A 25246-nucleotide genomic window follows, 5' to 3' on the forward strand; every position below is an offset into this window, starting at 1 on the left:
TGCCCCGGATCCGGTCCGGACGACTCTGCCCGGAACCGGACGGCAAGTGCAACACTGCGCCCGTGTAAACCATAATGCCGCAGCGCAGCATCCACGGGGTGACATGTCCGGACACCGTGTTATAAGGCGCGAAAATTCAGTTGTACGATCAGGAAAAGAAACATGACCACGCTCGTTTTCGGCCACAAATCCCCAGACACAGACAGCACCGGATCGCCCATCATCTGGGCCTGGTACCTTAACCAGATCAAAGGCGAAAAAGCCGAGGCCGTCCTGCTGGGCGACACAAACACCGAGGCGAAGTTTGTCGTGGAACGCTGGGGCCTGACCATGCCGCGCGTGCTCGGAAAGCTGGAAGACAACGCGCCGGTTGTCATCGTTGACACCAACAACCCCGCAGAGCTGCCGGATAACATCAACGACGCGGACATCCGCCAGATCATTGATCACCACAAACTCGTCGGCGGATTGGAAACCAAAGGGCCCATCGACATCAGGATCGAGCCGCTGGCCTGCACAGCCACGATCATGTGGAAAATGATCGGCAAAGACATGGCGCAGATGCCCGAAGGCGTCAAAGGCGCGATGCTGTCGTGCATTCTGTCCGATACGCTCGAATTCCGCAGCCCGACCACCACGCAGGAAGATAAGGCCATCGCGCATGACCTGGCCAAAGACCTGGGCGTTGATATTTCTGAATATGCCGCCGAAATGTTTGCGGCGAAATCCGATGTTTCGGCGTTCTCCGAAGCTGAACTGCTCCGCATGGACAGCAAGGAATATGCCGTGGGTGGTAAACAGTTCCGCGTCTCGGTTCTGGAAACAACGTCACCTGCTCAGGTCCTTGAGCGCAAAGATGCGCTGATGGCCGCCATGCCGGGCGTCGCGAAAGAAGACGGCGCAGATGAAGTGCTCCTGTTTGTTGTCGATATCCTGAACGAAGAGGCGACACTGCTGGTGCCGAACGACATTGTGAAAACCGTGGCCGAGAAAAGCTTTGACGCGGCAGTCGGCGGTGACACGGTTGTTCTGCCCGGCATCATGAGCCGTAAAAAGCAGATCATTCCGAACCTCGCGGTCTGACGCGACCGCAAATGCCATGATTTTTCCGAACGGCGCCGCATTGGCGCCGTTTTGTCATTCCATGCAGGCGACATGCTTACGACAGTTCTGCTTTTATATCTTGTACCGCTCAATGCGCTGACCTGGATGGCATTCCGGGCGGACAAACACCGCGCACTTGCGGAAGCGCGCCGGATACCGGAAGCTACGCTGCTGACCCTCTCCTTTTGTGGCGGCTGGCCTGCGGCGAAACTGGCCCAACGCCGGTTCCGACACAAAACCAGAAAACAACCGTTCGGTTTCGTGCTGAATGCTGTGCCGCTTGTCTGGGCGGCAGCAATTGCCGTGCCACTGGCGCTGCCACATCTTGAAGCGTTCGAATTCTCCGGGTTTGGCGGTCAGAATGAACGGAACACGCCCCGGTTTTTCCAGAGCGTCAGCAACTGAATTCTGCTTTTTTCTGGCGCATATCCGGTCAGTCCTGCATAGAACGACGCAAAATGTCAGTTCAGGAAGCCGTTCAGCATGACCCGGATTATCAGCTCTCTCTCAGAAATCTCTGCGCAGTATGACGCACTGTTTGTCGATCTCTGGGGCTGCGTGCACAACGGCGTGCATGCCCTGCCAGGTGCTGTCTCTGCTCTGCAGGCGTACCGCGCGGGCGGTGGGAAGGTTGTGCTTGTGACCAATTCCCCCCGCCCACGTGCCGGTGTGACAAAACAGCTGGTGCATTTCGGTGTGCCGGACGATGCCTGGGACACCATTGCCACATCCGGCGACAGCGCGCGATCAGCGATGTTCCGCGGCGTGGTGGGTCAAAAAGTCTGGCATATCGGATATCCGGGGGATGAACGTTTCTTTGAACCCATCGGTGTCGTGCGGCACCCGGTCGACGTTGAATCTGTTCCGCTGGACGAGGCCGAGGGGATCGTGTGCACGGGGCCACGGGACCCGATGGCGGACCCGTCCGTCATGCGCCCGGAGTTTCTGCTGGCCAAGCAGCGCGGGCTGAAACTGCTCTGCGCCAACCCTGACATCGTTGTCGACCGGGGTGACGTTCGGGAGTGGTGTGCCGGCGCACTGGCCGCGCTGTATACCGAAATGGGCGGAGAGAGCCTCTATTTCGGAAAACCGCACCCGCCCATCTATGATCTGGCACGGCGGAGGCTTGCTGAACTCGGGCCACAGGTCGCAGATGACCGGATTCTGGCCATCGGTGACGGTGTTCTGACGGATATCGCCGGTGCCATGGGCGAAGACATCGATTCGTTGTTTATTTCCGGTGGCCTTGCGGCGGAGGAAACAAAAACCATCGATCAACCAGACGCCGATGCGTTAAGTGGCTACCTGGAAAAGGAAAAATCAAGCCCCACCTACACAATAGGTCATCTTTGCTGACCCTCTTTTCCCTTGATTTTCTGCGCGCGCAAAGTAATTAAGTTTCAACTTATGTGACTTAGTTGTCAGAAAATTACCGGAAGGGTCATCATGTTGGACAATCTGCCCCGCGGCACGATCTGTATCGAAGACATCGAAATGGGCATGTCCCGCTACCTCCAGAAGGTGGTGACCGACGAGGACATCGAGATGTTCGCACAGATCTCTACAGACCGGAATCCGGTGCATCTGGACGATGATTACGCCCGGGACACGATCTTTGAAGGCCGTATCGCGCACGGCATGCTCACAGCGGGCCTGATTTCCGCTGTGATCGGCGAGCAGCTGCCCGGGCACGGAACAGTCTATATGGGGCAGTCGCTGAAGTTTCTGGCGCCCGTTCGTCCCGGCGATCTGGTACATGCAGAGGTCACTGTAACGGACATTGATCCCGCCAAACGCCGCGTGCGGATGAACTGCCAGTGCACCGTGGACGGTAAAAAGGTTCTGGTCGGTGAGGCAACCGTGCTGGCACCGTCCCGCAAATTCGACTGACACCGCCGGGGGCCTGCTGCCCTCTGCGCTTGCACAGGTGCGTCGCTGCGGCTAACCAGGACGCATGAAGATCCTGCGCGACTACCAGTTTGTAGATCCTGATGACCGCGGTGCCACGGCAGCCATCGGCAATTTCGACGGGGTGCACATTGGCCACCAGTCTGTCATCCGGCTGGCGCGTGATGCGGCCCCGGATGCGCCACTCGGTGTGCTGACCTTTGAGCCCCACCCCCGCGCCTTTTTTGCCCCCGATGCCCCCCCATTCCGCCTGATGAGCCGCGAAGCCCGTGCGAGCCGTCTGGAAAAACTGGGGGTCGAAGTCCTCTGCGAACTGAACTTCAACGCGGCACTCGCGGCCCTGTCGCCCGAGGAATTCGCCCAGCGGGTGATCGCAGATGGCTTCGGACTGCGCCACGTGATCGTCGGGTCAGATTTCTGTTTTGGCAAAGGCCGCGCCGGCACTGCTGCGGATCTCGAAGCCTTTGGCCGGCAGATGGATTTCGGCGTCACAGTTGCACCGCTGGTCGCCCAGTCGGCAAAGACCGTTTCATCCACGGCGATCCGCCGCGCTCTGTCCGATGGGGCGCCGGATGAAGCCGCCGATATGCTCGGGCACTGGCACCGCATCGAAGGGCCCGTCATCGGCGGCGAACAGCGCGGGCGCGAACTGGGCTACCCCACGGCAAATATGTCCATCGACGGGCTGCACCCGCCTGCCTTTGGCGTCTATGCGGTGCTGGTTGATGTGCTCAGCGGACCCCATGCGGGCAGCTATCACGGTGTGGCCTCTATGGGGGTCAGGCCGATGTTCGGTGAAAACCGGCCCAATCTGGAGACCTTTATCTTTGATTTCCAGGGGGACCTCTACGGCACCCCTCTGTCAGTTGGCCTCGTTGAATACCTGCGGCCCGAGGAAAAGTTCGACGGGCTCGACGCGCTGATCACGCAGATGGACGCAGACAGCGCGCGGGCCCGCAGCGTACTGGCAGCCCTATGAAAGATCCGATCAACCGCGCAGGCCTCGGACACCGGTTCTGGGAGCGCAAGGCGCTGTCAGCCATGAATGACCAGGAATGGGAAGCGCTGTGTGACGGATGCGGCAAATGCTGCCTGAACAAGCTTGAGGACGAAGACAGCGGCGAAGTTGCCCTGACGCGGGTGGCCTGCCGGTTGCTGGACGATGATACCTGCCGCTGTGCCCAGTACGACATCCGCCACCAGTTCGTGCCCGACTGCATCGTGCTGAAGCCGGGCAACCTGGACACGCACGCCTACTGGATGCCGCAGACCTGTGCGTACCGCCTGCTCTGGCTCGGCAAGCCCCTGCCCGACTGGCACCCGCTGATCAGCGGCACACCGCAGTCAGTGCACGTTGCCGGTATCTCCGTGCGGGGTACAACGCTGAGTGAATTCGACATCCCCGAAGACGAATGGGAAGAGCACATAATCGAGGAGCCGACCTGATGTATTTTGCTTCTGACAACGCTGGTGCGGCGCATCCTCAGGTGATGCAGCATGTGAATGACGCCAATACAGGCTTTGCCATGCCGTATGGTGCTGATCCGATCATGGAAGGTGTGCGCCAGAAAATCCGCGATGTGTTCGAGGCGCCCGATGCCGCCCTGTACCTGGTTGCCACCGGGACTGCCGCCAACAGCCTGGCACTGGCCTGCTACTGCCAGCCCTGGCAGACGACCTTCTGTTCTGAAGTAGCGCATGTGCACGAGGACGAATGCAATGCGCCGGAGTTCTATTCCGGAGCCAAGCTGACGCTGGTGCGCGGCGGCGACAAAATGACAGCGGACGCGCTGGAAACAGCTATCTTGGCGGAGAACACACGCGGGGTGCACGGGCCGCAACGCGGGCCGGTGTCGATCACCCAGGTGACGGAACGGGGCAGCGTCTACACCCTGGAAGAACTGAACGCGCTGACAGCGGTCGCCCGAAAGTATGACCTGCCGGTGCACCTCGACGGTGCCCGCTTTGCCAATGCGATGGTGGCACTGGGATGCACGCCCGCCGAAATGACCTGGAAAGCTGGTGTGGATGTGGTCAGCTTTGGCGGTACGAAAAACGGCTGCCTCGGTGTTGAGGCTGTCATTCTGTTTGATCCGGAAAAAGCCTGGGAATTCGAACTGCGCCGCAAACGCGGTGCGCATCTTTTCTCCAAGCACCGGTATCTGTCGGCTCAGATGGCGGGTTATCTGGAAAACGATCTGTGGGTGCGTTCGGCCCGGCAGGCCAATGCCAATGCCGCGCATCTGATCGCCGGCCTGCGCGAAGCTGGCGCGCAGTTTGTGCATGAGCCACAGGCCAATATGATTTTCGCCTCCTTCCCGCGGCGCATCCACCAGGCTCTGCATGACGCCGGAGCGGTCTACTACATCTGGTCCGGCAAGCTGGAAGGAGACGACCCGGAAGAGATGCTGGAGGCGCGCCTCGTGTGCGACTGGTCAGTCACCACTGCGCAGATCGACGCCTTCCTCGGCCACTTCAATCAGTGACCTGACAACTCTTGCGACCTCGCTGGCGTGCGTCAGGGGCGCCATATGTCCCGCACCCGCGACCGTGCACAGGGTCGCCGCCGGTAACCGGCGGGCGAGAGCGGCATTGATATGTCGCGTGATCTCCGGGCTCTGATCGCCGCGCATCAGCAGCACGGGCATGGACGCGCGCTCCAGGACACCCGGTCGCATCAGACCTGCATTGTCATCAAAAATGGCAGGGGACTGGCCCGGCACCAGATACATCCTGTCCGACATATACTGCCGTGCAGTCTCCGGAATGTCCGGCCAGCGCGTGCCATCCCCCCAAAGGCGGTTGAACAGCCGCGCCGCCAGGGCGTAGTCCCTTTCGTTCAGGGCCGCGATGTAGGGCGCCGCTTCGGCCAGATGGTCGGCAAGCTCCGGTTCGGCCTCAGGCAGTGCAGCAAAGAATACAGGTTCAACCAGGGTCAGGCTGCGGACCTGATCCGGGTGCTCGATCGCCAGGCGCAGGGCCACGGTCGCGCCGAAAGAATGACCAATCAGATGCACGGGCTGATCAAGGAATGGCTGGGCCGCATCACAGCAGGCCCGGTGCAGATCATCCGTGCCATCCCAGTCCGGCGCGCGCCCATGTCCGGGCAGGTCGAAGGCAGTCAGTGTTGTGCTGGCTGCCAGATACTGCCCGACCCCGCGCCACATACCGGAATGACCCAGCGTGCAGTGGATCGCCAGCGCCGGCGCCGGACCGCTGCCCCAGACCCGGGCGTCCGGATCTGCGGTCACAGGTTACCGGACAGATGCGCGTCCAGGTCCTCAATCCGGTCCTGACCCCAGAACCGCTGGTCCCCGTCGGTGATATAGAATGGAGAGCCAAAGACGCCACGCTCCACCGCTTCTTCCAGGTTGGCCGCATAGGTTTCGGCCCCGACCAGCATCCCGCTGTCCGCCAGTGACGGATCAAACCCGGCATCCTCCAGACAGGCGCGGACCACATCATCCTGCGCGATGTCCTTTTCTTCGGCCCATACGGCCCGCAGAAGGCCCGCACAGAGCTTGCCCATATCACCACCACCCGCGTTCTGAGCGGCAATCACCGCATAGGCCGAGGGCGCCTGATTGGTGGGCCAGTGCGCGGGTCTGAGATTAAAGGGCATGTCCAGTTTACGCGCCTGACGCACCAGTTCCTGCGCCCGGTAGTCCACACGGCTGAAGTGCCGGTCCTTGGGCGGCGTCCCGCCCGTGCGGGCAAAGAGCGCCATGATATCCAGCGGTTTGTAGGTGATGGTCGCGCCATGCTTTTGCGCGACTTCCTCGGCACGGTTCCCGGCAAGGTAGGCATAGGGTGAGATGGTCGAGAAAAACAGATCGATATGCGCCATTTTGCGGCTCCTTGCTGGGTCTGGGTTCTTTGCCGATTGGTAAGGCCGTGTTAACTGGTGTCAACATCACGAATCTGTCACATTCCCGTGCCTCTGCTCCAGGACCCCTCCCCCATGCCACAGCTTCAAGAACCCAAACTGATCTCCGGCAATGCCAATATGCCGCTGGCCCAGGCCATCGCACGGCGCATGTCGATGCACCGGGGCATGCAGGTGGGGCTGGTCGATGCGCGGGTCGAGCGGTTCAACGACGGTGAGATCTTCGTTGAGGTTTTCGAGAACGTGCGCGGCGAGGATATGTTCATTCTCCAGTCCACCTCGAACCCTGCCAACGACAACCTGATGGAACTGCTGATCATGGCAGATGCCCTGCGCCGCTCTTCGGCCGCGCGGGTCACCGCCGTCCTGCCCTATTTCGGCTATGCCCGTCAGGACCGCCGCACCAAAGCCCGCACCCCGATCACGGCCAAACTGGTCGCTAACATGCTCGTCGGCACCGGGATCGAGCGGGTGCTGACGATGGATCTGCACGCAGCACAGATCCAGGGGTTTTTCGACATCCCCGTCGACAACCTTTATGCCTCGCCGATCTTTGCCCTTGATATCAAATCAGAATTCAGGGACCGCATGGACGAACTGATGGTCGTGTCACCGGACGTGGGAGGCGTGGCCCGCGCGCGCGAACTGGCGAAACGGATCAACTCGCCGCTCGCCATTGTGGACAAACGCCGCGAAAAGCCCGGCGAAATTGCAGAAATGACAGTCATCGGCGATGTGACGGGGAAAACCTGCCTGATCGTGGATGATATCTGCGACACGGCTGGTACCCTCTGCAAGGCGGCAGAGGTCCTGATTCAGGCGGGCGCCAAGGAAGTACACTCCTATATTACCCATGGCGTCCTCTCCGGCCCGGCGGTCGAGCGGGTCACAAACTCTGTGATGAAGTCGCTGGTCATCACAGACACCATCGCACCGACCAAACCGGTGCAGGCCGCGCACAACATCCGTGTCGTACCCACCGCCCCGGTCTTTGCCCAGGCTATCCTGAACATCTGGAACGGCACCTCGGTCTCTTCGCTTTTCGAGGCGGAAACCCTGAGCCCGATCTATGACGGAATGTATGCCGCAGAGTAAACGCAGCGCACGCGCAACACGCTGGCACTCTGAACGGGGCCCCGGGTCAGAACGCTGATAACACCCTTTCTAACAAGGGAAAAACCGGCGTCGGCATCATGTCGGTTTAACGTCGGTATTACGTCGGTGTTTTCGTCGGTTCCGGATTCTGACCACCCGAAAACACCTGTTTTCCTGACAAATCACTGCCGCTTCGCACGCCCGTAAGACACAGCCAGCACCGGTTCCGCGGCGTATGGCGCGTGGTCACACGCGCCGAGGGAATAGCGTCTGTCCCGCGCATCAGCGCGGGGCAGGCCGCCGGATCACGCGCCCGGTCAGGACCAGCGGATCAGACCGATTATGGCCGAGGTTGCATAAAAAAACTGCAGCAGCAGAAAGGCCCAGCGTTTGTCGATCACCGCCCAGGCCGCAAACAGCAGGGCAGAAGCCAGCAGCAGCGCAAACCCGGTGATCTCATTGCCCGTATTGGACGCGATCAGCAGGGCATAGAGAATGGCCAGCCCCGAGCCCAACACCTCAAAAAACGTAGTCCATTTGCGCTTGTTCATCGGGCCCTCACATATTCGGGAAATAATCCTGGCAGTCGCCTTCGCGATACACATCTGCGGTGCAGCAGTGCAGCCCGCCACCAAAGGCATAGGCGTCACGCAGCTCCACCTCGACAACTTCCATGCCCAGTTTGTCCATCTGTTCGGCCTGCCAGACTTCTGATTTCTCAACACATACAGTCTTCGGGTCCAGCACCAGCACGTTCATGCTCAGCCAGGTCGAAGAGTAACACAACGGCGGCGGCGCGTTATGTGCGGGCTGGGCCGCATCGACAATCTCCCAGCCGTTCTTTTCAAACATGCCACGCTGGTCTTCGGGCAGACGGCGCTGCGGGTTGTTCAGGATCAGTCCCGGCCGCAGCGGCGTAAAGGTCGCGTCGATGTGGATCGGATACGGATCACCGGGGAAGTTCACCGTATGCACGCGGTGTTCCGGGAAATGGCGGCGCAGCCATTCAATGCCTTTCAGGTTGGTGGTGAACCCGTGCTGGACCACCAGATCGCGGCCAAAGCGCAGCACGTCAGCGGCATCAAAAAGCGGCTCTTCCTCGGTCGTGACAAAGAACTTCTCCGCCGCCCACTGCAGACGCTTTTCCACGCCGATTTTGTCAGACAGGTAATCCGGGTGATAATCCGCATCTGTCAGGCGCGGCTTGGGGGCCGCCTCGTGGCGGAAATTCGGGTCTTCGTCCCAGTACTGCTGCATCAGCGGGCGATAGTTGAGGTATTCAAACCACCGGCAGCGATAAGACATTGTCGCTTCCAGAATCTCGCTGCCAACGGTCAGCAGCACATCACGTGGCGGCATACAGCCAAACTGGCTGTCCGTGTGGAAATCCGGTGTTGTGGCGGGCAGCGCGTGGTCGATCGACGTGGGCCGGTCCACACGGATACCCCGCGCGCGCAGCTGGCCCGCGAAATTGTCCAGCAGCTCGTTGGCGCGGTCGATGGTTTCCTGCGGACGGCGGCCCCACTGGCCGCGCATGTCGCTGTCTTCGGGCACTTTGGCATCCAGCGCGGGCTCTTCGGGCGGGATGTGACAGTCATCGGCACGGCCTACGATCACATGTTTCAGCGGGTCCCATTCGTTCCAGCTGTTTACGACTGTTTTCTGCATGTGCCGCCCTCCCCTGCGCGCTGTCCCCGGATGTCATTAGGGGGAATGGCGCGACAGGACAAGAGCGCCAGCGACGGCTGGGAGAGCGGCAGCGACCTTCAGCGGCGGACCCAGCTTTCCGGCGCGCGCCAGCGTCCGCGGGCGCCGCCGGTGCGCCGCTCCACCTCGGACATCATACCGTCCTGTTCTGGAAGCGTGCTGCGGTTGCCCCAGACCTCCTCGCGGGTCGCTGTCTTCAGGGTATTTGAAAGTATTCCGAACATTTTACTCTCCTTGATTTCGCATCTGGAGTTGAACATAGTTACTGCGTGCCCCGATCTGCAAAGCAATACGCTTTTCAATATGTAAGTTGAAATTACAATATGGACTGGAACCGCATCCCATCACTTGCCGCCCTGCGCGCCTTTGAGGCCGCCGCCCGGCATCAGAGCCTGAGCGCAGCAGCCCGCGAACTGAACGTGACCCATGCGGCTATTGCCCAGCATGTACGCACGCTGGAACAGGAGTTCGGGGAAAGCCTGCTGGTGCGCGAAGGGCGCGGCGTCACCGCTACAGATGCAGGCCGCCATCTGGCGGCCGGGCTGGCCAAGGGTTTTGCCGGGATCAGAGAGGTGGTCATGGAACTGCGCCAGCGCGGTGCGGACAGGCCTGTGAACATCAGCGTGACGCCGGCCTTTGCGGCGGGCTGGCTTATGCCGCGGATAGGGGATTTCTGGGCGTCTCATCCCGAGGTACAGATCAGCATTAACCCCAGCTCTGACGTGGTGGATCTGCGCCGTGACGGGTTTGATGTGGCCGTTCGCTATGGAGAGGGCAGCTGGCCTGGCCTTGACGCCGAACTGCTGGCGCGGGCGGAATACCTCGGCCTCGCACATCCGGACCTGATAGCCGGGCGCGAGGCCAACTGCCTGGATGATCTGCTGGATCTGCCCTGGCTGCTGGACTCCCATGTGATGGAACGCCGCCGCATCATCGAGCGTGAGGGCGTCGATCTGGACAAGATAAAGGTTACGATGCTGAGCACCAACGAACTGGCGCTCTCAGCGGCAGTTTCGGGCCTCGGCGTGACCTTCCAGCCGCGTTCCCTGGTCGAGCGGGAGCTGCGCAGCGGGCAACTGGTGGCGGTCTGTGCGCTCCGGGAACAGGGGGTGGGGTATCACATCGTAACCGTGCCCGGACGCGTCTCACCCTCCCTGACCACCTTTCTGAAGTGGCTGCGGCGGCAAAAACAGGATCAACCTGCCTGACACAGAAAAGGCCCCGCTGAGGGGGCCTTTCCGGAAACTTCTGTGCTGCGGTTCAGACGCTGATGTGATCGCCCACGGCCACCATATCGGCGAGCAGTTTGGCGGCATCATCGACCGGGCCGGGTTCGTTGGCAAAGACCTCCTTGGCATTTGCCAGCGCTTCTTCGGCCTCTTTGACCATCGCGTCATGATCGTCTTTGGTCATCTCAGCCTTCGGGATCGCGCGTTCGGCCAGCACCGAGATACCCTCGGCGCTGATCTCTGCGAAACCGCCGGTGACCACGTAGTCCGTGGTCCCGTCAGGGCCTTCCGCGCTGAGCACGCCCGGGCGCAGTGTGGTGATGGTGGGCGCGTGTCCCGCCATCGCCGTCATGTCACCGTCGGCACCCGGAATCTGCACCGCGGTCACCTGCGCAGAGGCGAGGCGGCGTTCCGGTGAGACGAGGTCGAACTGGACTGTATCTGCCATGGGTCAGGCTCCTTAAGCGGCGTCGGCCGCCATTTTCTCGGCTTTGGCTTTCACTTCCTCGATGCCGCCAACCATGTAGAAGGCACCTTCGGGGAGATGGTCATATTCGCCGGCCACAACTGCCTTGAAGGACTCGATGGTCTCTGCAAGAGGGACCTGCACACCGTCAGAACCGGTGAAGACCTTGGCCACGTCGAACGGCTGCGACAGGAAACGCTGGATCTTACGCGCACGGGCAACGGTCAGCTTGTCCTCTTCGCTGAGTTCGTCCATGCCGAGGATCGCGATGATGTCCTGAAGCGACTTGTAGCGCTGCAGGATACCCTGCACGTCACGGGCAACGGCGTAGTGCTCTTCGCCCACAACCGCCGGATCCATCAGACGCGATGTGGAATCGAGCGGGTCAACCGCCGGGTAGATGCCCAGCTCGGAAATGGCACGGGAAAGAACCGTTGTCGCGTCGAGGTGCGCAAAGGATGTCGCGGGCGCGGGGTCGGTAAGGTCGTCCGCCGGAACGTAAACGGCCTGCACCGATGTAATGGAGCCTGCTTTGGTCGATGTAATCCGTTCCTGCATCGCACCCATGTCGGTCGCGAGTGTCGGCTGGTAGCCCACAGCGGAAGGAATACGGCCAAGCAGAGCGGACACCTCGGAACCCGCCTGTGTAAAGCGGAAGATGTTGTCCACGAAAAACAGAACGTCGGTCCCGGACTGGTCACGGAACTGCTCGGCCAGTGTCAGACCGGTCAGAGCAACACGCATACGCGCTCCGGGAGGCTCGTTCATCTGACCGTACACGAGGGCCACCTGGGAGTTCTCCAGGTTCTCGGGGTCGATCACGTTGGATTCGATCATCTCGTGGTAGAGGTCGTTGCCCTCACGGGTCCGTTCCCCCACACCGGCGAACACGGAGTAGCCCGAGTGAACTTTGGCGATGTTGTTGATCAGTTCCATGATGAGAACGGTTTTACCAACGCCAGCACCGCCGAAGAGGCCGATCTTACCACCCTTGGCGTAGGGGGCGAGAAGGTCGATCACCTTGATGCCTGTTTCCAGCACCTCGGACGTGGTGGACTGTGCCGCGAACTCCGGCGCGTCCTGGTGAATGGAGCGCTTTTCGTCAGCGTTCACCGGGCCCTGTTCGTCCACAGGCTCGCCCACGACGTTCATGATGCGGCCCAGTGTGGCGTTACCAACGGGGATGGAGATCGGACCGTCGGTGTCGGTCACGGACTGACCACGCACGAGACCTTCGGTGGAGTCCATCGCAATGGCGCGCACGGTGTTCTCACCGAGGTGCTGAGCAACCTCGAGGACCAGGCGGTTGCCGTTGTTGTCTGTTTCAAGCGCGTTGAGAATCTCCGGCAGGTGATCCTCGAACTGGACGTCGACGACCGCGCCGATGACCTGTGTAAGTTTGCCGACTGCATTTGCCATGTCGTTTCTCCGGTTTGTTCTACAGCGCTTCCGCGCCGGAAATAATTTCGATCAGCTCGTTGGTGATGACAGCCTGACGCGAGCGGTTGAACTCGATGGTCAGCTGGTCGATCATTTCGCCTGCGTTGCGGGTCGCGTTGTCCATTGCGGACATCCGGGCACCCTGTTCGGAGGCGCCGTTTTCCAGCAGAGCAGAGAAGATCTGTGTCGCCACACCGCGCGGCAGAAGATCGGCGAGGATCGCCTCTTCGTCCGGTTCGTAGTCGAACAGAGTAGACGCCTCTTCCCCTTCAGCCTGCTCGAAGCTGGCCGGGATGATCTGCTGTGCTGTCGGGATCTGGCTGACCACGTTCACGAACTTCGCATAGAAGATCGTGGCGACGTCAAACTCACCACCGTCAAAGCGCGCAAGCACGTCTTTGGCGATACCCTGTGCATCCGCATAACCGATCCTCTTGACCTCAGTGAGGTCCACGTGACCGATAAAGAGCGATCCGAAATCACGCTTCAGCTGGTCGCGGCCCTTTTTGCCGACAGTGAGGATTTTGACCTCTTTGCCCTCGGCCTGCAGTTTGGCTGCATGGGTTTTCGCCAGCTTGGCGATGTTCGAGTTAAAGCCGCCGCACAGACCCCGCTCGGAGGTCATCACGACCAGAAGCTGCACCTTGTCGCTGCCGGTACCCGACAGCAATTTGGGCGCAGAATCAGAGCCCCCCACGGACGCGGCGAGGTTCGCCATGACCGCATTGAAACGCTCTGTGTACGGGCGCGACTGTTCGGCAGCCTCCTGCGCGCGGCGAAGTTTCGCCGCGGCAACCATCTGCATGGCCTTGGTGATCTTGCGGGTCGATTTGACCGACTCGATCCTGTTTTTCAGGTCCTTAAGACTTGGCATTGCCTATCTCCCGCTTCAGGCGAAGTCGGCGGCGAAACCGTCCAGAGCAGCCTTGATCGCGTCGGCCAGATCGTCTTTCACCTTACGGTCGTTGTTGGTGATGTCGTCCAGCAGGTCCTGGTGCTTGGCACGCAGGTGCGCCAGCAGACCGGCCTCAAAACGACCCACGTCCTTGACGTCGACCTTGTCGAGGAAACCGTTGGTGCCTGCGAAAATGACGCAGACGATTTCAGCGTTTGTCAGCGGCGAATACTGCGCCTGCTTCATCAGCTCGGTCAGACGGGCACCACGTGCCAGCAGCTGCTGGGTGGAGGCGTCAAGATCGGAGCCGAACTGCGCAAAGGCCGCCATTTCGCGGTACTGCGCGAGGGACAGTTTCACCGGACCCGCCACGGAGGACATCGCCTTGGTCTGCGCCGAGGAGCCCACGCGGGAGACCGACAGACCGGTGTTCACGGCCGGACGGATACCCTGGTAGAAGAGTTCGGTTTCAAGGAAGATCTGACCGTCGGTGATCGAAATCACGTTGGTCGGAATAAACGCGGAAACGTCACCACCCTGGGTCTCGATGATCGGCAGAGCCGTCAGCGAGCCGTTGCCTGCGTCATCACCCAGCTTCGCGGAGCGTTCCAGAAGGCGGGAGTGAAGATAGAAAACGTCACCCGGGTAGGCTTCACGTCCGGGCGGACGGCGCAGCAGCAGCGACATCTGGCGGTAAGACACGGCCTGCTTGGAAAGGTCATCATAGATGATCAGCGCGTGGCGGCCGTTGTCGCGGAAGTGCTCTGCCATCGCGGTCGCGGCGTAGGGTGCCAGGAACTGCATCGGGGCAGGCTCAGAAGCTGTCGCGGCCACAACGATGGAGTATTCAATCGCGCCGGTCTCTTCGAGCTTTTTCACCAGCTGCGCCACGGTGGAACGCTTCTGGCCGATCGCCACGTATACGCAGTAGAGCTTTTTGCTCTCGTCGTCGCCGGCGGCGTCGTTGTAGGATTTCTGGTTCAGGATCGCGTCGAGCGCCACAGCGGTTTTACCGGTCTGACGGTCGCCGATGATCAGTTCGCGCTGACCACGGCCAATGGGGATCATGGAGTCAACGGCCTTGAGGCCTGTCGCCATCGGTTCGTGCACGGATTTACGCGGGATGATGCCCGGCGCTTTCACGTCTGCAACGAGCGATTTGGAAGCGTTGATCGGGCCTTTGCCGTCGATCGGGTTGCCGAGGCCATCCACAACGCGGCCCAGCAGTTCGTCACCGGCCGGCACGGACACGATGGAGTTCGTGCGCTTGACGGTGTCGCCTTCTTTAATGTCGCGGTCGGAGCCGAAGATAACCACACCGACGTTGTCGGATTCGAGGTTCAGCGCCATACCCTGGATACCACCGGGGAATTCGACCATTTCACCGGCCTGCACGTTGTCCAGACCGTACACACGCGCGATACCGTCACCGACGGAGAGCACGCGGCCCACTTCGGCCACTTCGGCTTCCTGGCCGAAGTTTTTGATCTGGTCTTTCAGGATCGCAGAAATCTCTGCTGCTTGGATACCCATTTATCCGACCTCTTTCATTGCATTCTGGAGGGAATTCAGTTTCGAGCGGATCGACGTGTCGATCATGCGCGAACCAACTTTAACAACAAGACCGCCGATGAGGCTTTCATCAACGGATGCTTTGAGTGTCACGTCTTTGCCAGTGGAAGCTTTCAGCGTTTTCGCGAGCTTGTCCGACTGGGTTTTTGTAAGGGCTTTCGCGGAGACCACCTCGGCGGTGACCTCGCCTTTGTCTGCGGCAATCAGATCCTCAAGTGTGGACAGCAGCTGCGGCAGGACAAAGAGGCGTCGTTTCTGCGCCATCAGCGCCAGTGTGTTGGCGGTTGTGTCCGACAGGCCCATTTTCTGCGCGATAGCAGCAATAGCACCGGCCTGTTCGTCGCGTGTGTAGACAGGCGATTGGATCAGCGCGTCAAAATCTGCACTGTCGCTCATCGCGCCCTGCAGTGCCGCAATGTCTGATTCCAGTGCTTTGACGGCTTTGCCTTCTTTTGCGATCTCAAAGACCGCGGTGGCATAGCGCGTGGCAATGCCTGTGGAGATCGAAGCTGGTTCTGACACGTCCACCCTTCCGATGTTCTGGCCCCGGATATGCGAAAAGAACGCGTCACCGGAGTTGTTGGCGCGGCTTGAATCAAGTCAAGACGTCGAAATCAGCGGTGATGTAACAGACGTTACCACACCCCGCAACAGATGATCGCAACGGGCCCTGAGGGGTCTTTTTCCATGTTTTCAGACCCTTGGCGCAGGTGCGACGGTTTGGCAGGTCAGAAAGTTCACAAAAACGGTGAAATATACCGTGCCCGGCGCGATTCCCGTGCTGCAAATTCGCGCATTTCGCTGCTTTTCACCCGTGATCGCTGTTCAGGCACCGGGTGCTGCCGGTTTGAGCACACCGACCGCGCTGGCACGGGGCGCACGCGACACCCGGCCCTTGGGCGGATAGACCAGTTTTGTCGCTTCAACCATAAAGGCACCGCCGGCCATCATCGTCGGCATGCGCCGTCCGATATTCTCAAAGGCCGGGCCGGATTTCATCCACCAGCGTTTTGACGATGGCACCTGATAAAGCGCACCGAGATGCCGCTCAGGCAGGAACTGGTGTTTGCGCAGCTGCGTTTCCAGCTGGCCCGGAGAATAGGGCCGTCCGAAACCAAAGGGAGTGCGGTCGCGCCGTGCCCAGAGCCCCGCGCGGTTCGGCACAATAAAGAGCGCCCGCCCGCCCGGCCCCAGTACCCGCCAGCATTCTTCCAGCAGATCAAAGGCCCGCTCTGAGGTTTCCAGCCCGTGCAGCAGCACCAGCTTGTCCACATGGCCGGTTTCGATGGGCCAGTGAGTCTCTTCGATCAGAGCAGACACGTTTTCCATTGCGGCAGGCCAGGGCATAACACCCTGCGGCCCCGGCATCAGGGCCATCACCCGCCGGGCATCTTTCAGATAGGGGCGCAGCAGAGGTGCCGCAAAGCCGTAGCCCACCACCGTCTGGCCCTGCGCTTCGGGCCAGATTTCCAGCATCCGGCCACGCAGGCTCGCCTGAGCCGCACGGCCAAGCGCGGAGCGATAATAGAAATTCCGCAGGTCCTGCACATCCAGGTGCATTGCAGCCGGTCCCGTGTTGGTTCAGTGTCTGGATATAGTGTCGCAAAACTGCCGGAGAATGACCATGGCCCCAGAAATTGTCACAATACCCTGCCTGAGCGATAACTACGCCTTTCTGATCCATGACGCAGCAGCCGGACGCACGGCCCTCGTGGATGTGCCCGAAGCGGCCCCGGTGCTGGCCGCGCTGGAGGATCGCGGATGGCAGCTGGATGAGGTCTGGATCACACATCATCACGATGACCACGTTCAGGGACTGGGCGCTGTTCTGAACACTCATCCCGCCCGGGTCACAGGCGCTGCCGCCGACGCGCACCGCCTGCCCGCCCTGGACCGGCAGGTGGCAGACGGAGATCTTTTTGATTTTGCAGGCCACGGGGTGCGCGTGATGGACGTTTCCGGGCACACGAACGGTCACATTGCCTTTTATTGCGAGGCCGCAGGCGCCGTCTTTACCGCCGACAGCCTGATGGCACTGGGATGCGGGCGGCTTTTCGAGGGCACGCCGGCGCAGATGTGGGCGTCTTTGTCCGCCCTGATGCAGCTGCCATCCGAAACGCTGGTCTGTTCGGGCCATGAATACACCGCAAGCAATGCTAAGTTCGCGTTAACTATTGATCCGGATAATCCTCAACTTATATCACGCAGTGAGCAGATCACGGCGGCGCGGGCCTCCGGGATCCCTACTGTCCCTTCAACTCTGGCCCTCGAACTGGCGACCAACCCGTTTCTGAGAGCTACTGACCCGGACATCCGCAGGCGCCTTGATCTGACCGACGCGCCGGACGTGGACGTCTTTGCCGAAATCCGCGCCCGCAAGGACGCATTCTGACGCCTGTATCGTGACCAGCATGACGGCTTCACACAATTTGTGACCGTCAGATCAAAGAAAAAACTTGAAGCCGGGCTGCGATCAACCAAACTCTAATACTATGAGGCCATGGTTGGCTGAGGGGCTGGCATTCATCAGCCCTCCCACCGACCCCGATCAGAAGGAGCACGCGCCGTGCCTTCATTCTCGACCACACTGGAACAGGCAATCCACTCTGCCCTGGCGCTCGCCAACGCACGCCAGCACGAGTTTGCCACCCTCGAGCATCTTCTTCTTGCCCTGATTGACGAGCCCGACGCGACCCGCGTGATGAAGGCCTGCAGCGTCGATGTCGACGATCTGCGTGCCACACTCGTTGAATTCGTCGATGAGGACCTGAGCAACCTTGTAACGGATGTGGACGGTTCCGAAGCCGTGCCGACAGCCGCATTCCAGCGGGTCATCCAGCGCGCCGCGATTCATGTGCAGTCTTCGGGCCGCACGGAAGTCACAGGCGCCAATGTGCTGGTGGCCATTTTCGCCGAGCGCGAGAGCAATGCGGCCTATTTCCTGCAGGAGCAGGACATGACCCGTTATGACGCGGTGAATTTCATCGCACACGGTGTCGCCAAAGACCCCGCCTATGGCGAGCAGCGTCCCGTTTCCGGCGCCCCCGAAGCCGAAGAAGAGCCCCAGGGCGTGACCGAGGGCGAGAAAAAAGAGAGCGCGCTCGAAAAGTACTGCGTGGATCTCAATGCCAAGTCGCGTGAAGGCGATATTGACCCGCTGATTGGCCGCGATGCCGAGGTAGAACGCTGCATTCAGGTGCTGTGCCGCCGCCGCAAGAACAACCCGCTGCTGGTGGGCGACCCGGGCGTGGGCAAAACCGCCATCGCGGAGGGGCTCGCACGCAAGATCGTTGCGGGCGAGACGCCTGAGGTTCTTGCCGAGACAACCATTTATTCGCTCGACATGGGCGCATTGCTGGCCGGTACCCGGTACCGGGGTGATTTTGAGGAACGCCTCAAAGCAGTGGTCGCGGAACTCGAGGATCACCGGGATGCGGTCCTCTTTATCGATGAGATCCACACAGTGATCGGCGCGGGTGCCACATCCGGCGGTGCAATGGATGCGTCCAACCTGCTGAAACCCGCGCTTGCAGGCGGCAAGCTGCGCACGATGGGGTCAACAACCTACAAGGAATTCCGCCAGCACTTTGAAAAGGACCGCGCGCTGAGCCGCCGGTTCCAGAAGATCGACGTGAACGAGCCTTCTGTCGAGGACGCGGTGAAGATCCTGCGCGGTCTGAAACCTTACTTTGAGGATCACCATTCGGTGAAGTACACCGCTGATGCGATCAAGACGAGTGTGGAGCTGGCATCACGCTACATCAATGACCGCAAATTGCCGGACAGTGCCATCGATGTGATTGATGAGGCCGGTGCCGCGCAGCATCTGGTGGTGGCAGCCAAGCGTCGTAAGACGATCGGCACAAAAGAGATCGAGAACGTGGTTGCCAAAATCGCGCGCATTCCACCCAAGAACGTGTCCAAAGACGATGCTGAAGTGCTGAAGGATCTGGAAGGATCTCTGAAGCGTGTGGTGTTTGGCCAGGATAAGGCCATTGAAGCCCTCTCATCGGCAATCAAGCTGGCGCGTGCCGGTCTGCGGGAGCCGGAAAAACCGATCGGCAACTACCTCTTTGCGGGCCCGACCGGTGTCGGCAAAACCGAGGTGGCCAAACAGCTGGCGGATACGCTGGGTGTTGAGCTGCTGCGGTTTGATATGTCCGAATACATGGAGAAACACGCCGTTTCGCGCCTGATCGGTGCACCTCCGGGCTATGTGGGCTTTGACCAGGGCGGCATGCTGACGGACGGTGTCGATCAGCATCCGCATTGCGTGCTCCTGCTCGATGAGATGGAGAAAGCGCACCCGGATGTGTATAACATTCTGTTGCAGGTGATGGACCACGGCAGGTTGACCGATCACAACGGACGCACGGTGGATTTCCGCAATGTCGTGCTGATCATGACATCGAACGCGGGCGCAGCGGAGCAGGCGAAAGAGGCCATTGGCTTCGGACGCGACCGCCGCGAGGGCGAGGACACCGCCGCGATTGAGCGGACGTTCACACCCGAGTTCCGCAATCGTCTGGACGCAGTGATCAGCTTTGCACCATTGCCCAAAGAAGTCATCCTGCGCGTGGTTGAGAAGTTCGTGCTGCAGCTTGAAGCTCAGCTGATGGACCGCAACGTCACCATCGAACTGACCAAGCCTGCCGCCGAATGGCTGGCTGAACGAGGCTATGACAGCAAGATGGGCGCGCGCCCGCTGGGCCGCGTGATCCAGGAGCATATCAAGAAGCCGCTGGCTGAAGATCTGCTCTTTGGCAAGCTCGCCAAGGGTGGCGTGGTCCGCGTGGGCGTGAAGGCCGGCGAGATCGACCTGAAGATCGAAGGACCGGACAAGCCGCGTATCTCAGGCGACAAGCCGCCGCTGTTGACAGCAGAATAAGAAACAACAAGGCCCCGCCCTTCACAGCGGGGCTTTTTTCGTCGGCAGGTGAGCCGGGACTGCCGGCTATTCCACAGCTGCCAGAGTTGCCCCCATGCGTCTGGTAAAACACACTGGTCTCTGAACTGTCCTATCGGCTTGTCTGCGCGGGAAACGCACTGACTGTCAGCGTTCCGTGAACTTCAGTTCGATCCGGCGGTTCTGCGCACGGGCTTCCTCGGTATCGCCCAGCGCCACAGGCTGAAATTCCCCGAACCCGTTTGCCGCCAGCCGGTTGGGCGGAATGCCCAGCGCTTCGACCATATACCGCACCACTGACAGGGCACGGGCCTGGCTCAGCTCCCAGTTGTCTGCAAAAGCGCCGAAACCGGACAGCGGCAGGTTGTCCGTGTGACCATCCACCCGGATGATCCAGTCAATACCGTCCGGGATTTCATCCGCGACCGCCGCGAGAATTGACGCGACCTTGGCAACCTCAGACTGACCTTCCAGCGACAGGTTCGCGCGTGCGGGCTCAAACAGAACCTCGGAGGAAAAGACAAACCGGTCGCCCTCGATCCGCACACCCTCCTGGGTGCCCAACACATCACGCAGCCGGCCAAAAAATTCCGAGCGGTACAGCTCCAGATCCTCAGCTTCTGCAGCAAGACGGGCCGCTTCTTCTTCCAGCCTGCGCCTTTCCGCTTCTTCCAGGTCGGCACGGCGGCGCTCTTCGGCGGCAACCCGCGCCAGAGCGGTGTTCAGGTCTGACCCCAGAGACTGCAGTTGCACCTGCTGCGCCGCGTCCCGTTCTTTTGCATCATCCAGCAGGGCCTGCAGCCCACCCAGCTGCGTGCGTAACGCCGCGACCTGCTGGTTCAGCAACTCCGTCTGACGCTGCGCCTCGGCACTTGCCGCTTCCTCTTCGGCCAGCGCACGCCGGGCTTCGGCAAGAAGTGCTGCGCGGCGCTCTGCATCTGTGCTTGTATCCTGCACAAGCGTTTCGGCCGCCAGCTTTGCCGCAAGGGCCTCGGCGAGGCGGGCCCGCAGGTCGGCCCTGTCCGTTTCGGCAAGAGACCTCGTTTCGTCAAGAGCGGACTCCGCCGCTACGCGGGCGGCCTCGGCGGCCAGCCGCGCGGCTTCTTCCTCTGCCGCAGCAGCCTGCGCATCAGACAGCTGCGCGTCTGCGGCCTGTAACCGGGTCCGCAGATCATCGGTTTCGGCCCGCAGTACATCTATCTTTGCGCGGGCAGTTGTCAGTTCCTGTGCAGTCTCTGCGCCTGTCGCCTGCGACCCCTCAAGCTGCAGCAGAGCCGCTGCGAGAGCCGTGTCCAGATCAGCCTCCGCCGCCCGCGCCGCAGCAAGCAGGGTCAGCGTATCCTCGGCCTCCTTGCGCTGTGCCTCCAGCGCCAGCGTCATGGCCGTCAGCTCCGCATCGGCGTTTTCAAGACGCGCGCGCAGCGCTTCCGCAGCAGCCGCCTCCGCCAGCCGGGCGGCTTCCTCAGCAGAAAGAGCATCGCGGGTGTCATCGAGGGCCCCCGTCAGCTGACCAATCTCTTCATTCGCAGCTGCGTTCTGTGCACGGAGGTCCGCTACAAGCGCATCCAGCGCCTCACGCTGCGCCGCCGCCAGCCTCGCTGCTTCTTCCTGGGCATCCACTTCTGAACGGGCCGAAGCGAGCGCCAGTGTCAGCGCGTCCTGCTCGCTGAGCAGGTCCGCCTGCGCCGCCTCCAGAGCGTCGCGCACCTCCTCAAGTGCTGCGATGTCGCCCAGAGCGGTGTCACGCTGCGCAATAAGTGCCGCAACCTGTGCCTCAAAACTGGTGATGCGGGTTTCCGCCGCAGCCAGGGCCGCGGTCTGAGCGTCCCGCGTCGCCGTGAGCGCTGCGATCTGCGCCTGCGAGGCCGACAGGGAGGCATCCAGCGCGCCAACCCGGTTCCGCAGGTTTTCACTGGTCTGCTCCTCAAGACCGAGCGCCTGGGCCAGTGCGGCCACCTCACCTGCCAGCTGATCCAGTTCGGTTTCCTGTCCTGTGATCCTTTCGGTGAGGACAAACTGCACGATCATAAAAATCGTCAGCACGAACATCAGGACGAGCAGCAATCCCGTCATCGCATCCACGAAACCCGGCCAGATCGACGCCTGGAACCGGGCACCGGTGCGTCGGGCGAGTGCCATGCTCAGCTGCCTCCGTCAGGGCGCCGCGGGGCCGCAGGGCGCGCGCGCCGGGCTTTAAGAGCTTCGGTCAGGCCCGCGATGTCACGGCGCAGCTCTGCCATGCTTTCCTGGCGACCGGCTGAGATTTCCTCAAGGATGCGCAGCATCTGGACGTCGATGGACCGCAGGCGCATGCGGCTTTCGGCATCGATGCCGTCACCGCCCTGACCCTGTGCCTCGATCAGGCTGATGAGCCGCTCCTGACCCGCCGCAACCCGTTCAAGCGCAGCATTGGTCGGATCAGCACCACCGATCCGCTGCGCCATGTGCTCAATGGCCCCGACAACTTCGCCCAGCCGTTGTTCCACTGCGGTGTTGCGCGCATCCGCACCAAGGAACATGGCCTGCAGCGCTTCCATCTGCTCCCCCATGTGGTCGACGACCACTGCCATGGTATTCCCGTCCGCAGCCGCCTCGTCACCGGACGAAAAGCCCACCCGCGTAATGCTGCTGAGCCATTCCTCAAGCTCGCGGTAAAAGCGGTTCTGTCCATGCCCTGCAAAAAGCTCCAGCAGGCCCACAATCAGCGAGCCCGCAAGCCCCAGAAGCGATGAGGCAAAGGCCACGCCCATCCCACCCAGCTGCGCCTCAAGGCCGGACATGAGCCGGTTGAACACTTCGACGCCGCCTTCACCATCGCCGGGTGCGAGGTTGCGGATCGTGTCGACAACAGCGGGGACCGTGGTGGCAAGGCCATAGAAAGTCCCCAGAAGACCCAGGAAAATCAGCATGTTAACGATATAACGGGTGATTTCCCGGACTTCCTCGATCCGTGTGGCGACGGATTCAAGGATCGAACGGCTGGAGGTGGCACTCACCTGCATGCGAGCGCCACGCTGGCGCAGAAGGGCCGCAAGCGGCGCCAGAAGCTGGGGGGCCTTGATGCTGGAATCCAGCGTATCCGTGGCAAAACGTTCGATCCAGCGCACGGAGCCGATCAGCTGGAACACCTGATAGAAACAGGCGAAGACACCGATCACAAAGACGAACAGGATGAACCCGTTGAGGTAGGGGTTGGCCTCGAACACCGGCAGCACACGGGGCAACGCAAGAAAGGCGCCAAAGCCCGACAGCGCCAGCACAATCAGCATCAGGGAGATCTGACGGACAGGTTGTGAGAATACAGGTCTTATTTCCTGGTCCGGTAACGCCATGCGCCTTCCGCTCCTGACCGTTATTGTGCTGCTCTGCGCGCATTTAACCCGAAAAGATCGGGCAGCGCCAAGGAATTATGCGCCCAGCGCCCTGACGCGATGGCTGAGCCATTCCAGGTCCGGGTCATGCAGGCCAATGTCCGCCAGGTGCTGAGCCGTGTTATAGAGGTATTCGTCGTTCGGCCCCATGCCGCCGCGTGCACGCGCAATGATCTGCGCCTGTTCCTCCAGCGGCATCCCGCCACAATACTGAACATGATCCGGGTTGATCACATAGACCAGCGCTGTGACGCGGCGGTTGTCATGCAGGTCGATCTCCAGCTCACGTTCCAGATAGGCCGACGAGATCAGCTCCCGCTCGCGCAGATACGCCAGCGTTGTCTCTTCGCGCCCTTCCGCCACCGCCAGTGCCACGCCCTCGCAGGCATGCGCAGGATCCTCATCAAGCGCCAGAACGAGACCGGGAGCCTCTTCGGTGCCCCGGTGGTGGATGGAATGCATGCAGAACGAGCGTGCATAGCCCGGCAGGGTCGCAACCACCTGTTCGGCGACCTCAAAGCCAGGGTTCCACAGCAGACTGCCGTATCCGAATACCCACATGGTCATCGTGCTGGTTCTCCTTATCTGCTTTGCGTAAACCTCAAATTGCACCAAAGGAAAAGGGGTCAGAATGCGGCGGATCGTCTGGTTATTGCTCATCGCGGGCATTCTGTGGTCAGCCTGGTGGGGCATCACGGCTTTCGGCATCCGCACGGGCATTTACACGTGGTTCGAAGAGCGGCGCACGGAAGGCTGGCAGGCAGAGCTGGCAGACGTGGGCCTCAGCGGCTGGCCGCTCGATGTGACAGCTGACATCGCGGCGCCCGCGCTGGCAGATCCCGGCACAGGCGTCGCCTTTTCGGCCAGTGCGCTCACGCTGTCTGCGGCTACATGGTGGCCAGGCTACATCACGCTGTCGCTGCCGGATGACGGCATTGCGCTGGCCGGTCCGGAAGGACGTGCACAGCTGACGACTTCCGCCGCCATCGCCGGTCTGCGCCTGCATCCGGGCACTGCACTGGAACTTGAACGCCTACAGGCAGACGCGGAAAACTGGGGCATCACCGGGGACGCAGGCGATCTGCTCTCCGGCGGCCCGCTGACCGCGTCGATGATTCAGGATCAGAGCGATCCGCAGGCCTATGCCGTGAATTTTGATGCCAGTGCTGTCCGGCCCGGTTCGGTGCTGCGCGATGCGCTTTTTGTACCGGCGGACTGGCCCGTCACCTTTGACGCCCTGCGGCTGTCAGGTGATGTGGCATTCGACCGTGCCTGGGACATCACATCGGTCGAGGACGCCCGCCCGCAGCCGCGCCGTGTCCGGCTGGAACGCGCGGAAGCCATCTGGGGCGATCTGCAGATCAGGTTTGCCGCAGACCTGACGGTGGATGCCGAAGGTGTGCCCGAAGGCCCGCTGAGCGTTCAGGTCCGCAACTGGCGTGATATTATCGCGCTGGCCGAGCGGGCCGGCACCCTGCCACCCGCGCTGGTGCCACAGGTCACGCGGACGCTTGAGACCTTTGCGGGTCTCAGCGGCAATACTGATGCCCTCGATCTGGATCTGACGCTGTCGGGCGGGCTGATTTCGCTGGGGTTCATCCCGCTGGGCCCCGCGCCGCGTCTGATCCTGCGCTGAGTCAGAACCCTTACGCAGATCACTGATCGGC

Annotated in this window: 26 protein-coding genes; 12 read left to right on the forward strand and 14 right to left on the reverse strand. The window is 61.2% G+C overall.

From position 1 onward, the window contains the following. The first annotated feature begins 162 nt into the window (after window positions 1-162). The 7 genes from AB4K19_RS13635 to AB4K19_RS13665 all read left to right on the forward strand — a co-directional run bounded on the left by AB4K19_RS13635 (window position 163) and on the right by AB4K19_RS13665 (window position 5498). Window positions 163-1083 (forward strand): manganese-dependent inorganic pyrophosphatase, encoded by a 921-nt coding sequence (locus tag AB4K19_RS13635; RefSeq protein WP_375228871.1) that lies wholly within the window; start codon window positions 163-165, stop codon window positions 1081-1083. 72 nt (window positions 1084-1155) lie between these two features. Next, window positions 1156-1509 carry a DUF1294 domain-containing protein gene (locus AB4K19_RS13640; RefSeq protein WP_375228872.1) on the forward strand — a complete coding sequence of 118 codons (354 nt, stop codon included), beginning with the start codon at window positions 1156-1158 and terminating at the stop codon, window positions 1507-1509. Window positions 1510-1587: 78 nt separating this feature from the next. Beyond that, window positions 1588-2460, forward strand: a complete 873-nt coding sequence (locus AB4K19_RS13645; RefSeq protein WP_375228873.1) for a TIGR01459 family HAD-type hydrolase — start codon at window positions 1588-1590, stop codon at window positions 2458-2460. Between the two features lie 90 nt (window positions 2461-2550). After that, complete coding sequence (locus AB4K19_RS13650) at window positions 2551-2994, forward strand: MaoC family dehydratase (RefSeq protein WP_436397985.1); 444 nt, start codon at window positions 2551-2553, stop codon at window positions 2992-2994. Window positions 2995-3058: 64 nt separating this feature from the next. Next, complete coding sequence (locus tag AB4K19_RS13655) at window positions 3059-3991, forward strand: bifunctional riboflavin kinase/FAD synthetase (protein ID WP_436397987.1); 933 nt, start codon at window positions 3059-3061, stop codon at window positions 3989-3991. Beyond that, window positions 3988-4458, forward strand: coding sequence for a YcgN family cysteine cluster protein (locus AB4K19_RS13660; protein WP_436397989.1), 471 nt, complete (start codon window positions 3988-3990; stop codon window positions 4456-4458). The genes AB4K19_RS13655 and AB4K19_RS13660 overlap by 4 nt, the downstream gene beginning before the upstream one ends. Then, window positions 4458-5498, forward strand: coding sequence for a threonine aldolase family protein (locus AB4K19_RS13665; protein ID WP_436397992.1), 1041 nt, complete (start codon window positions 4458-4460; stop codon window positions 5496-5498). Before AB4K19_RS13660 ends, AB4K19_RS13665 begins: the two co-directional genes overlap by 1 nt. On the opposite strand, the gene AB4K19_RS13670 is transcribed toward AB4K19_RS13665, so the two are convergent. Beyond that, a complete protein-coding gene (locus tag AB4K19_RS13670) occupies window positions 5448-6263 on the reverse strand; it encodes an alpha/beta fold hydrolase (protein WP_436397995.1) in 816 nt (271 codons plus the stop codon). The genes AB4K19_RS13665 and AB4K19_RS13670 overlap by 51 nt on opposite strands. Further along, entirely contained in the window at window positions 6260-6859 is a 600-nt protein-coding gene (locus AB4K19_RS13675; RefSeq protein ID WP_375228879.1) for a 2-hydroxychromene-2-carboxylate isomerase, read from the reverse strand. Before AB4K19_RS13675 ends, AB4K19_RS13670 begins: the two co-directional genes overlap by 4 nt. 114 nt (window positions 6860-6973) lie before the next feature. Between AB4K19_RS13675 and AB4K19_RS13680 the strand changes: the two genes are divergently transcribed. Next, entirely contained in the window at window positions 6974-7993 is a 1020-nt protein-coding gene (locus tag AB4K19_RS13680) for a ribose-phosphate pyrophosphokinase (RefSeq protein WP_375228880.1), read from the forward strand. Window positions 7994-8310: 317 nt separating this feature from the next. On the opposite strand, the gene AB4K19_RS13685 is transcribed toward AB4K19_RS13680, so the two are convergent. The 3 genes from AB4K19_RS13685 to AB4K19_RS13695 form a co-directional block, all read right to left on the reverse strand. Beyond that, on the reverse strand, window positions 8311-8544 hold the full coding sequence (locus AB4K19_RS13685) for a hypothetical protein (protein WP_375228881.1): 234 nt from the start codon (window positions 8542-8544) through the stop codon (window positions 8311-8313). A gap of 7 nt (window positions 8545-8551) precedes the next feature. Continuing rightward, window positions 8552-9661 carry a serine/threonine protein kinase gene (locus tag AB4K19_RS13690; protein WP_375228882.1) on the reverse strand — a complete coding sequence of 370 codons (1110 nt, stop codon included), beginning with the start codon at window positions 9659-9661 and terminating at the stop codon, window positions 8552-8554. Window positions 9662-9759: 98 nt separating this feature from the next. Next, window positions 9760-9924 (reverse strand): hypothetical protein, encoded by a 165-nt coding sequence (locus tag AB4K19_RS13695; protein ID WP_375228883.1) that lies wholly within the window; start codon window positions 9922-9924, stop codon window positions 9760-9762. Between the two features lie 99 nt (window positions 9925-10023). Between AB4K19_RS13695 and AB4K19_RS13700 the strand changes: the two genes are divergently transcribed. Continuing rightward, complete coding sequence (locus AB4K19_RS13700; protein ID WP_375228884.1) at window positions 10024-10908, forward strand: LysR family transcriptional regulator; 885 nt, start codon at window positions 10024-10026, stop codon at window positions 10906-10908. A gap of 52 nt (window positions 10909-10960) precedes the next feature. On the opposite strand, the gene AB4K19_RS13705 is transcribed toward AB4K19_RS13700, so the two are convergent. The 6 genes from AB4K19_RS13705 to AB4K19_RS13730 all read right to left on the reverse strand — a co-directional run bounded on the left by AB4K19_RS13705 (window position 10961) and on the right by AB4K19_RS13730 (window position 16862). Next, window positions 10961-11377 (reverse strand): F0F1 ATP synthase subunit epsilon, encoded by a 417-nt coding sequence (locus AB4K19_RS13705; RefSeq protein WP_436398001.1) that lies wholly within the window; start codon window positions 11375-11377, stop codon window positions 10961-10963. A gap of 12 nt (window positions 11378-11389) precedes the next feature. Beyond that, a complete protein-coding gene (gene atpD / locus AB4K19_RS13710; RefSeq protein WP_436398004.1) occupies window positions 11390-12814 on the reverse strand; it encodes a F0F1 ATP synthase subunit beta in 1425 nt (474 codons plus the stop codon). A gap of 19 nt (window positions 12815-12833) precedes the next feature. Beyond that, window positions 12834-13709 carry a F0F1 ATP synthase subunit gamma gene (locus tag AB4K19_RS13715; RefSeq protein WP_375228886.1) on the reverse strand — a complete coding sequence of 292 codons (876 nt, stop codon included), beginning with the start codon at window positions 13707-13709 and terminating at the stop codon, window positions 12834-12836. Window positions 13710-13724: 15 nt separating this feature from the next. Next, window positions 13725-15263, reverse strand: a complete 1539-nt coding sequence (gene atpA, locus AB4K19_RS13720; protein ID WP_436398007.1) for a F0F1 ATP synthase subunit alpha — start codon at window positions 15261-15263, stop codon at window positions 13725-13727. After that, window positions 15264-15824: a F0F1 ATP synthase subunit delta gene (locus tag AB4K19_RS13725; RefSeq protein WP_375228888.1), complete on the reverse strand. Its 561-nt coding sequence runs from the start codon at window positions 15822-15824 to the stop codon at window positions 15264-15266. 303 nt (window positions 15825-16127) lie between these two features. Further along, window positions 16128-16862 (reverse strand): hypothetical protein, encoded by a 735-nt coding sequence (locus AB4K19_RS13730; protein ID WP_375228889.1) that lies wholly within the window; start codon window positions 16860-16862, stop codon window positions 16128-16130. A gap of 64 nt (window positions 16863-16926) precedes the next feature. Here AB4K19_RS13730 and gloB point away from each other — a divergent pair, with 64 nt between their 5' ends. Both gloB and clpA read left to right on the forward strand, forming a co-directional pair. Continuing rightward, window positions 16927-17694, forward strand: coding sequence for a hydroxyacylglutathione hydrolase (gene gloB, locus AB4K19_RS13735; RefSeq protein ID WP_375228890.1), 768 nt, complete (start codon window positions 16927-16929; stop codon window positions 17692-17694). Window positions 17695-17868: 174 nt separating this feature from the next. After that, complete coding sequence (gene clpA, locus AB4K19_RS13740) at window positions 17869-20190, forward strand: ATP-dependent Clp protease ATP-binding subunit ClpA (protein ID WP_436398011.1); 2322 nt, start codon at window positions 17869-17871, stop codon at window positions 20188-20190. 165 nt (window positions 20191-20355) lie between these two features. Here clpA and AB4K19_RS13745 read toward each other — a convergent pair whose 3' ends face one another. From AB4K19_RS13745 to AB4K19_RS13755, 3 genes are all read right to left on the reverse strand, one after another. Beyond that, complete coding sequence (locus AB4K19_RS13745; protein ID WP_436398014.1) at window positions 20356-22347, reverse strand: peptidoglycan -binding protein; 1992 nt, start codon at window positions 22345-22347, stop codon at window positions 20356-20358. 2 nt (window positions 22348-22349) lie between these two features. Continuing rightward, the gene (locus tag AB4K19_RS13750) at window positions 22350-23540 is read right to left on the reverse strand and encodes a biopolymer transporter ExbB (RefSeq protein ID WP_375228891.1); all 1191 of its coding nucleotides are present in this window, start codon (window positions 23538-23540) and stop codon (window positions 22350-22352) included. Window positions 23541-23615: 75 nt separating this feature from the next. Further along, window positions 23616-24146 (reverse strand): gamma-glutamylcyclotransferase, encoded by a 531-nt coding sequence (locus AB4K19_RS13755; protein ID WP_375228892.1) that lies wholly within the window; start codon window positions 24144-24146, stop codon window positions 23616-23618. A gap of 64 nt (window positions 24147-24210) precedes the next feature. Between AB4K19_RS13755 and AB4K19_RS13760 the strand changes: the two genes are divergently transcribed. Next, on the forward strand, window positions 24211-25215 hold the full coding sequence (locus AB4K19_RS13760) for a DUF2125 domain-containing protein (RefSeq protein ID WP_436398017.1): 1005 nt from the start codon (window positions 24211-24213) through the stop codon (window positions 25213-25215). Window positions 25216-25246: the final 31 nt, after the last annotated feature.

This window comes from Roseobacter phycocola (assembly GCF_042055075.2).
Lineage (GTDB): Bacteria > Pseudomonadota > Alphaproteobacteria > Rhodobacterales > Rhodobacteraceae > Roseobacter.

Bases quoted from the DNA above. Each gene is read 5' to 3' on its own strand.
- AB4K19_RS13635 (WP_375228871.1), top strand. From the start codon at position 163: ATGACCACGCTCGTTTTCGGCCACAAATCCCCAGACACAGACAGCACC.
- AB4K19_RS13640 (WP_375228872.1), top strand. From the start codon at position 1,156: ATGCTTACGACAGTTCTGCTTTTATATCTTGTACCGCTCAATGCGCTG.
- AB4K19_RS13645 (WP_375228873.1), top strand. From the start codon at position 1,588: ATGACCCGGATTATCAGCTCTCTCTCAGAAATCTCTGCGCAGTATGAC.
- AB4K19_RS13650 (WP_436397985.1), top strand. From the start codon at position 2,551: ATGTTGGACAATCTGCCCCGCGGCACGATCTGTATCGAAGACATCGAA.
- AB4K19_RS13655 (WP_436397987.1), top strand. From the start codon at position 3,059: ATGAAGATCCTGCGCGACTACCAGTTTGTAGATCCTGATGACCGCGGT.
- AB4K19_RS13660 (WP_436397989.1), top strand. From the start codon at position 3,988: ATGAAAGATCCGATCAACCGCGCAGGCCTCGGACACCGGTTCTGGGAG.
- AB4K19_RS13665 (WP_436397992.1), top strand. From the start codon at position 4,458: ATGTATTTTGCTTCTGACAACGCTGGTGCGGCGCATCCTCAGGTGATG.
- AB4K19_RS13675 (WP_375228879.1), bottom strand. From the start codon at position 6,859: ATGGCGCATATCGATCTGTTTTTCTCGACCATCTCACCCTATGCCTAC.
- AB4K19_RS13680 (WP_375228880.1), top strand. From the start codon at position 6,974: ATGCCACAGCTTCAAGAACCCAAACTGATCTCCGGCAATGCCAATATG.
- AB4K19_RS13685 (WP_375228881.1), bottom strand. From the start codon at position 8,544: ATGAACAAGCGCAAATGGACTACGTTTTTTGAGGTGTTGGGCTCGGGG.
- AB4K19_RS13690 (WP_375228882.1), bottom strand. From the start codon at position 9,661: ATGCAGAAAACAGTCGTAAACAGCTGGAACGAATGGGACCCGCTGAAA.
- AB4K19_RS13695 (WP_375228883.1), bottom strand. From the start codon at position 9,924: ATGTTCGGAATACTTTCAAATACCCTGAAGACAGCGACCCGCGAGGAG.
- AB4K19_RS13700 (WP_375228884.1), top strand. From the start codon at position 10,024: ATGGACTGGAACCGCATCCCATCACTTGCCGCCCTGCGCGCCTTTGAG.
- AB4K19_RS13705 (WP_436398001.1), bottom strand. From the start codon at position 11,377: ATGGCAGATACAGTCCAGTTCGACCTCGTCTCACCGGAACGCCGCCTC.
- atpD (WP_436398004.1), bottom strand. From the start codon at position 12,814: ATGGCAAATGCAGTCGGCAAACTTACACAGGTCATCGGCGCGGTCGTC.
- AB4K19_RS13715 (WP_375228886.1), bottom strand. From the start codon at position 13,709: ATGCCAAGTCTTAAGGACCTGAAAAACAGGATCGAGTCGGTCAAATCG.
- atpA (WP_436398007.1), bottom strand. From the start codon at position 15,263: ATGGGTATCCAAGCAGCAGAGATTTCTGCGATCCTGAAAGACCAGATC.
- AB4K19_RS13730 (WP_375228889.1), bottom strand. From the start codon at position 16,862: ATGCACCTGGATGTGCAGGACCTGCGGAATTTCTATTATCGCTCCGCG.
- gloB (WP_375228890.1), top strand. From the start codon at position 16,927: ATGGCCCCAGAAATTGTCACAATACCCTGCCTGAGCGATAACTACGCC.
- AB4K19_RS13745 (WP_436398014.1), bottom strand. From the start codon at position 22,347: ATGGCACTCGCCCGACGCACCGGTGCCCGGTTCCAGGCGTCGATCTGG.
- AB4K19_RS13750 (WP_375228891.1), bottom strand. From the start codon at position 23,540: ATGGCGTTACCGGACCAGGAAATAAGACCTGTATTCTCACAACCTGTC.
- AB4K19_RS13755 (WP_375228892.1), bottom strand. From the start codon at position 24,146: ATGACCATGTGGGTATTCGGATACGGCAGTCTGCTGTGGAACCCTGGC.
- AB4K19_RS13760 (WP_436398017.1), top strand. From the start codon at position 24,211: ATGCGGCGGATCGTCTGGTTATTGCTCATCGCGGGCATTCTGTGGTCA.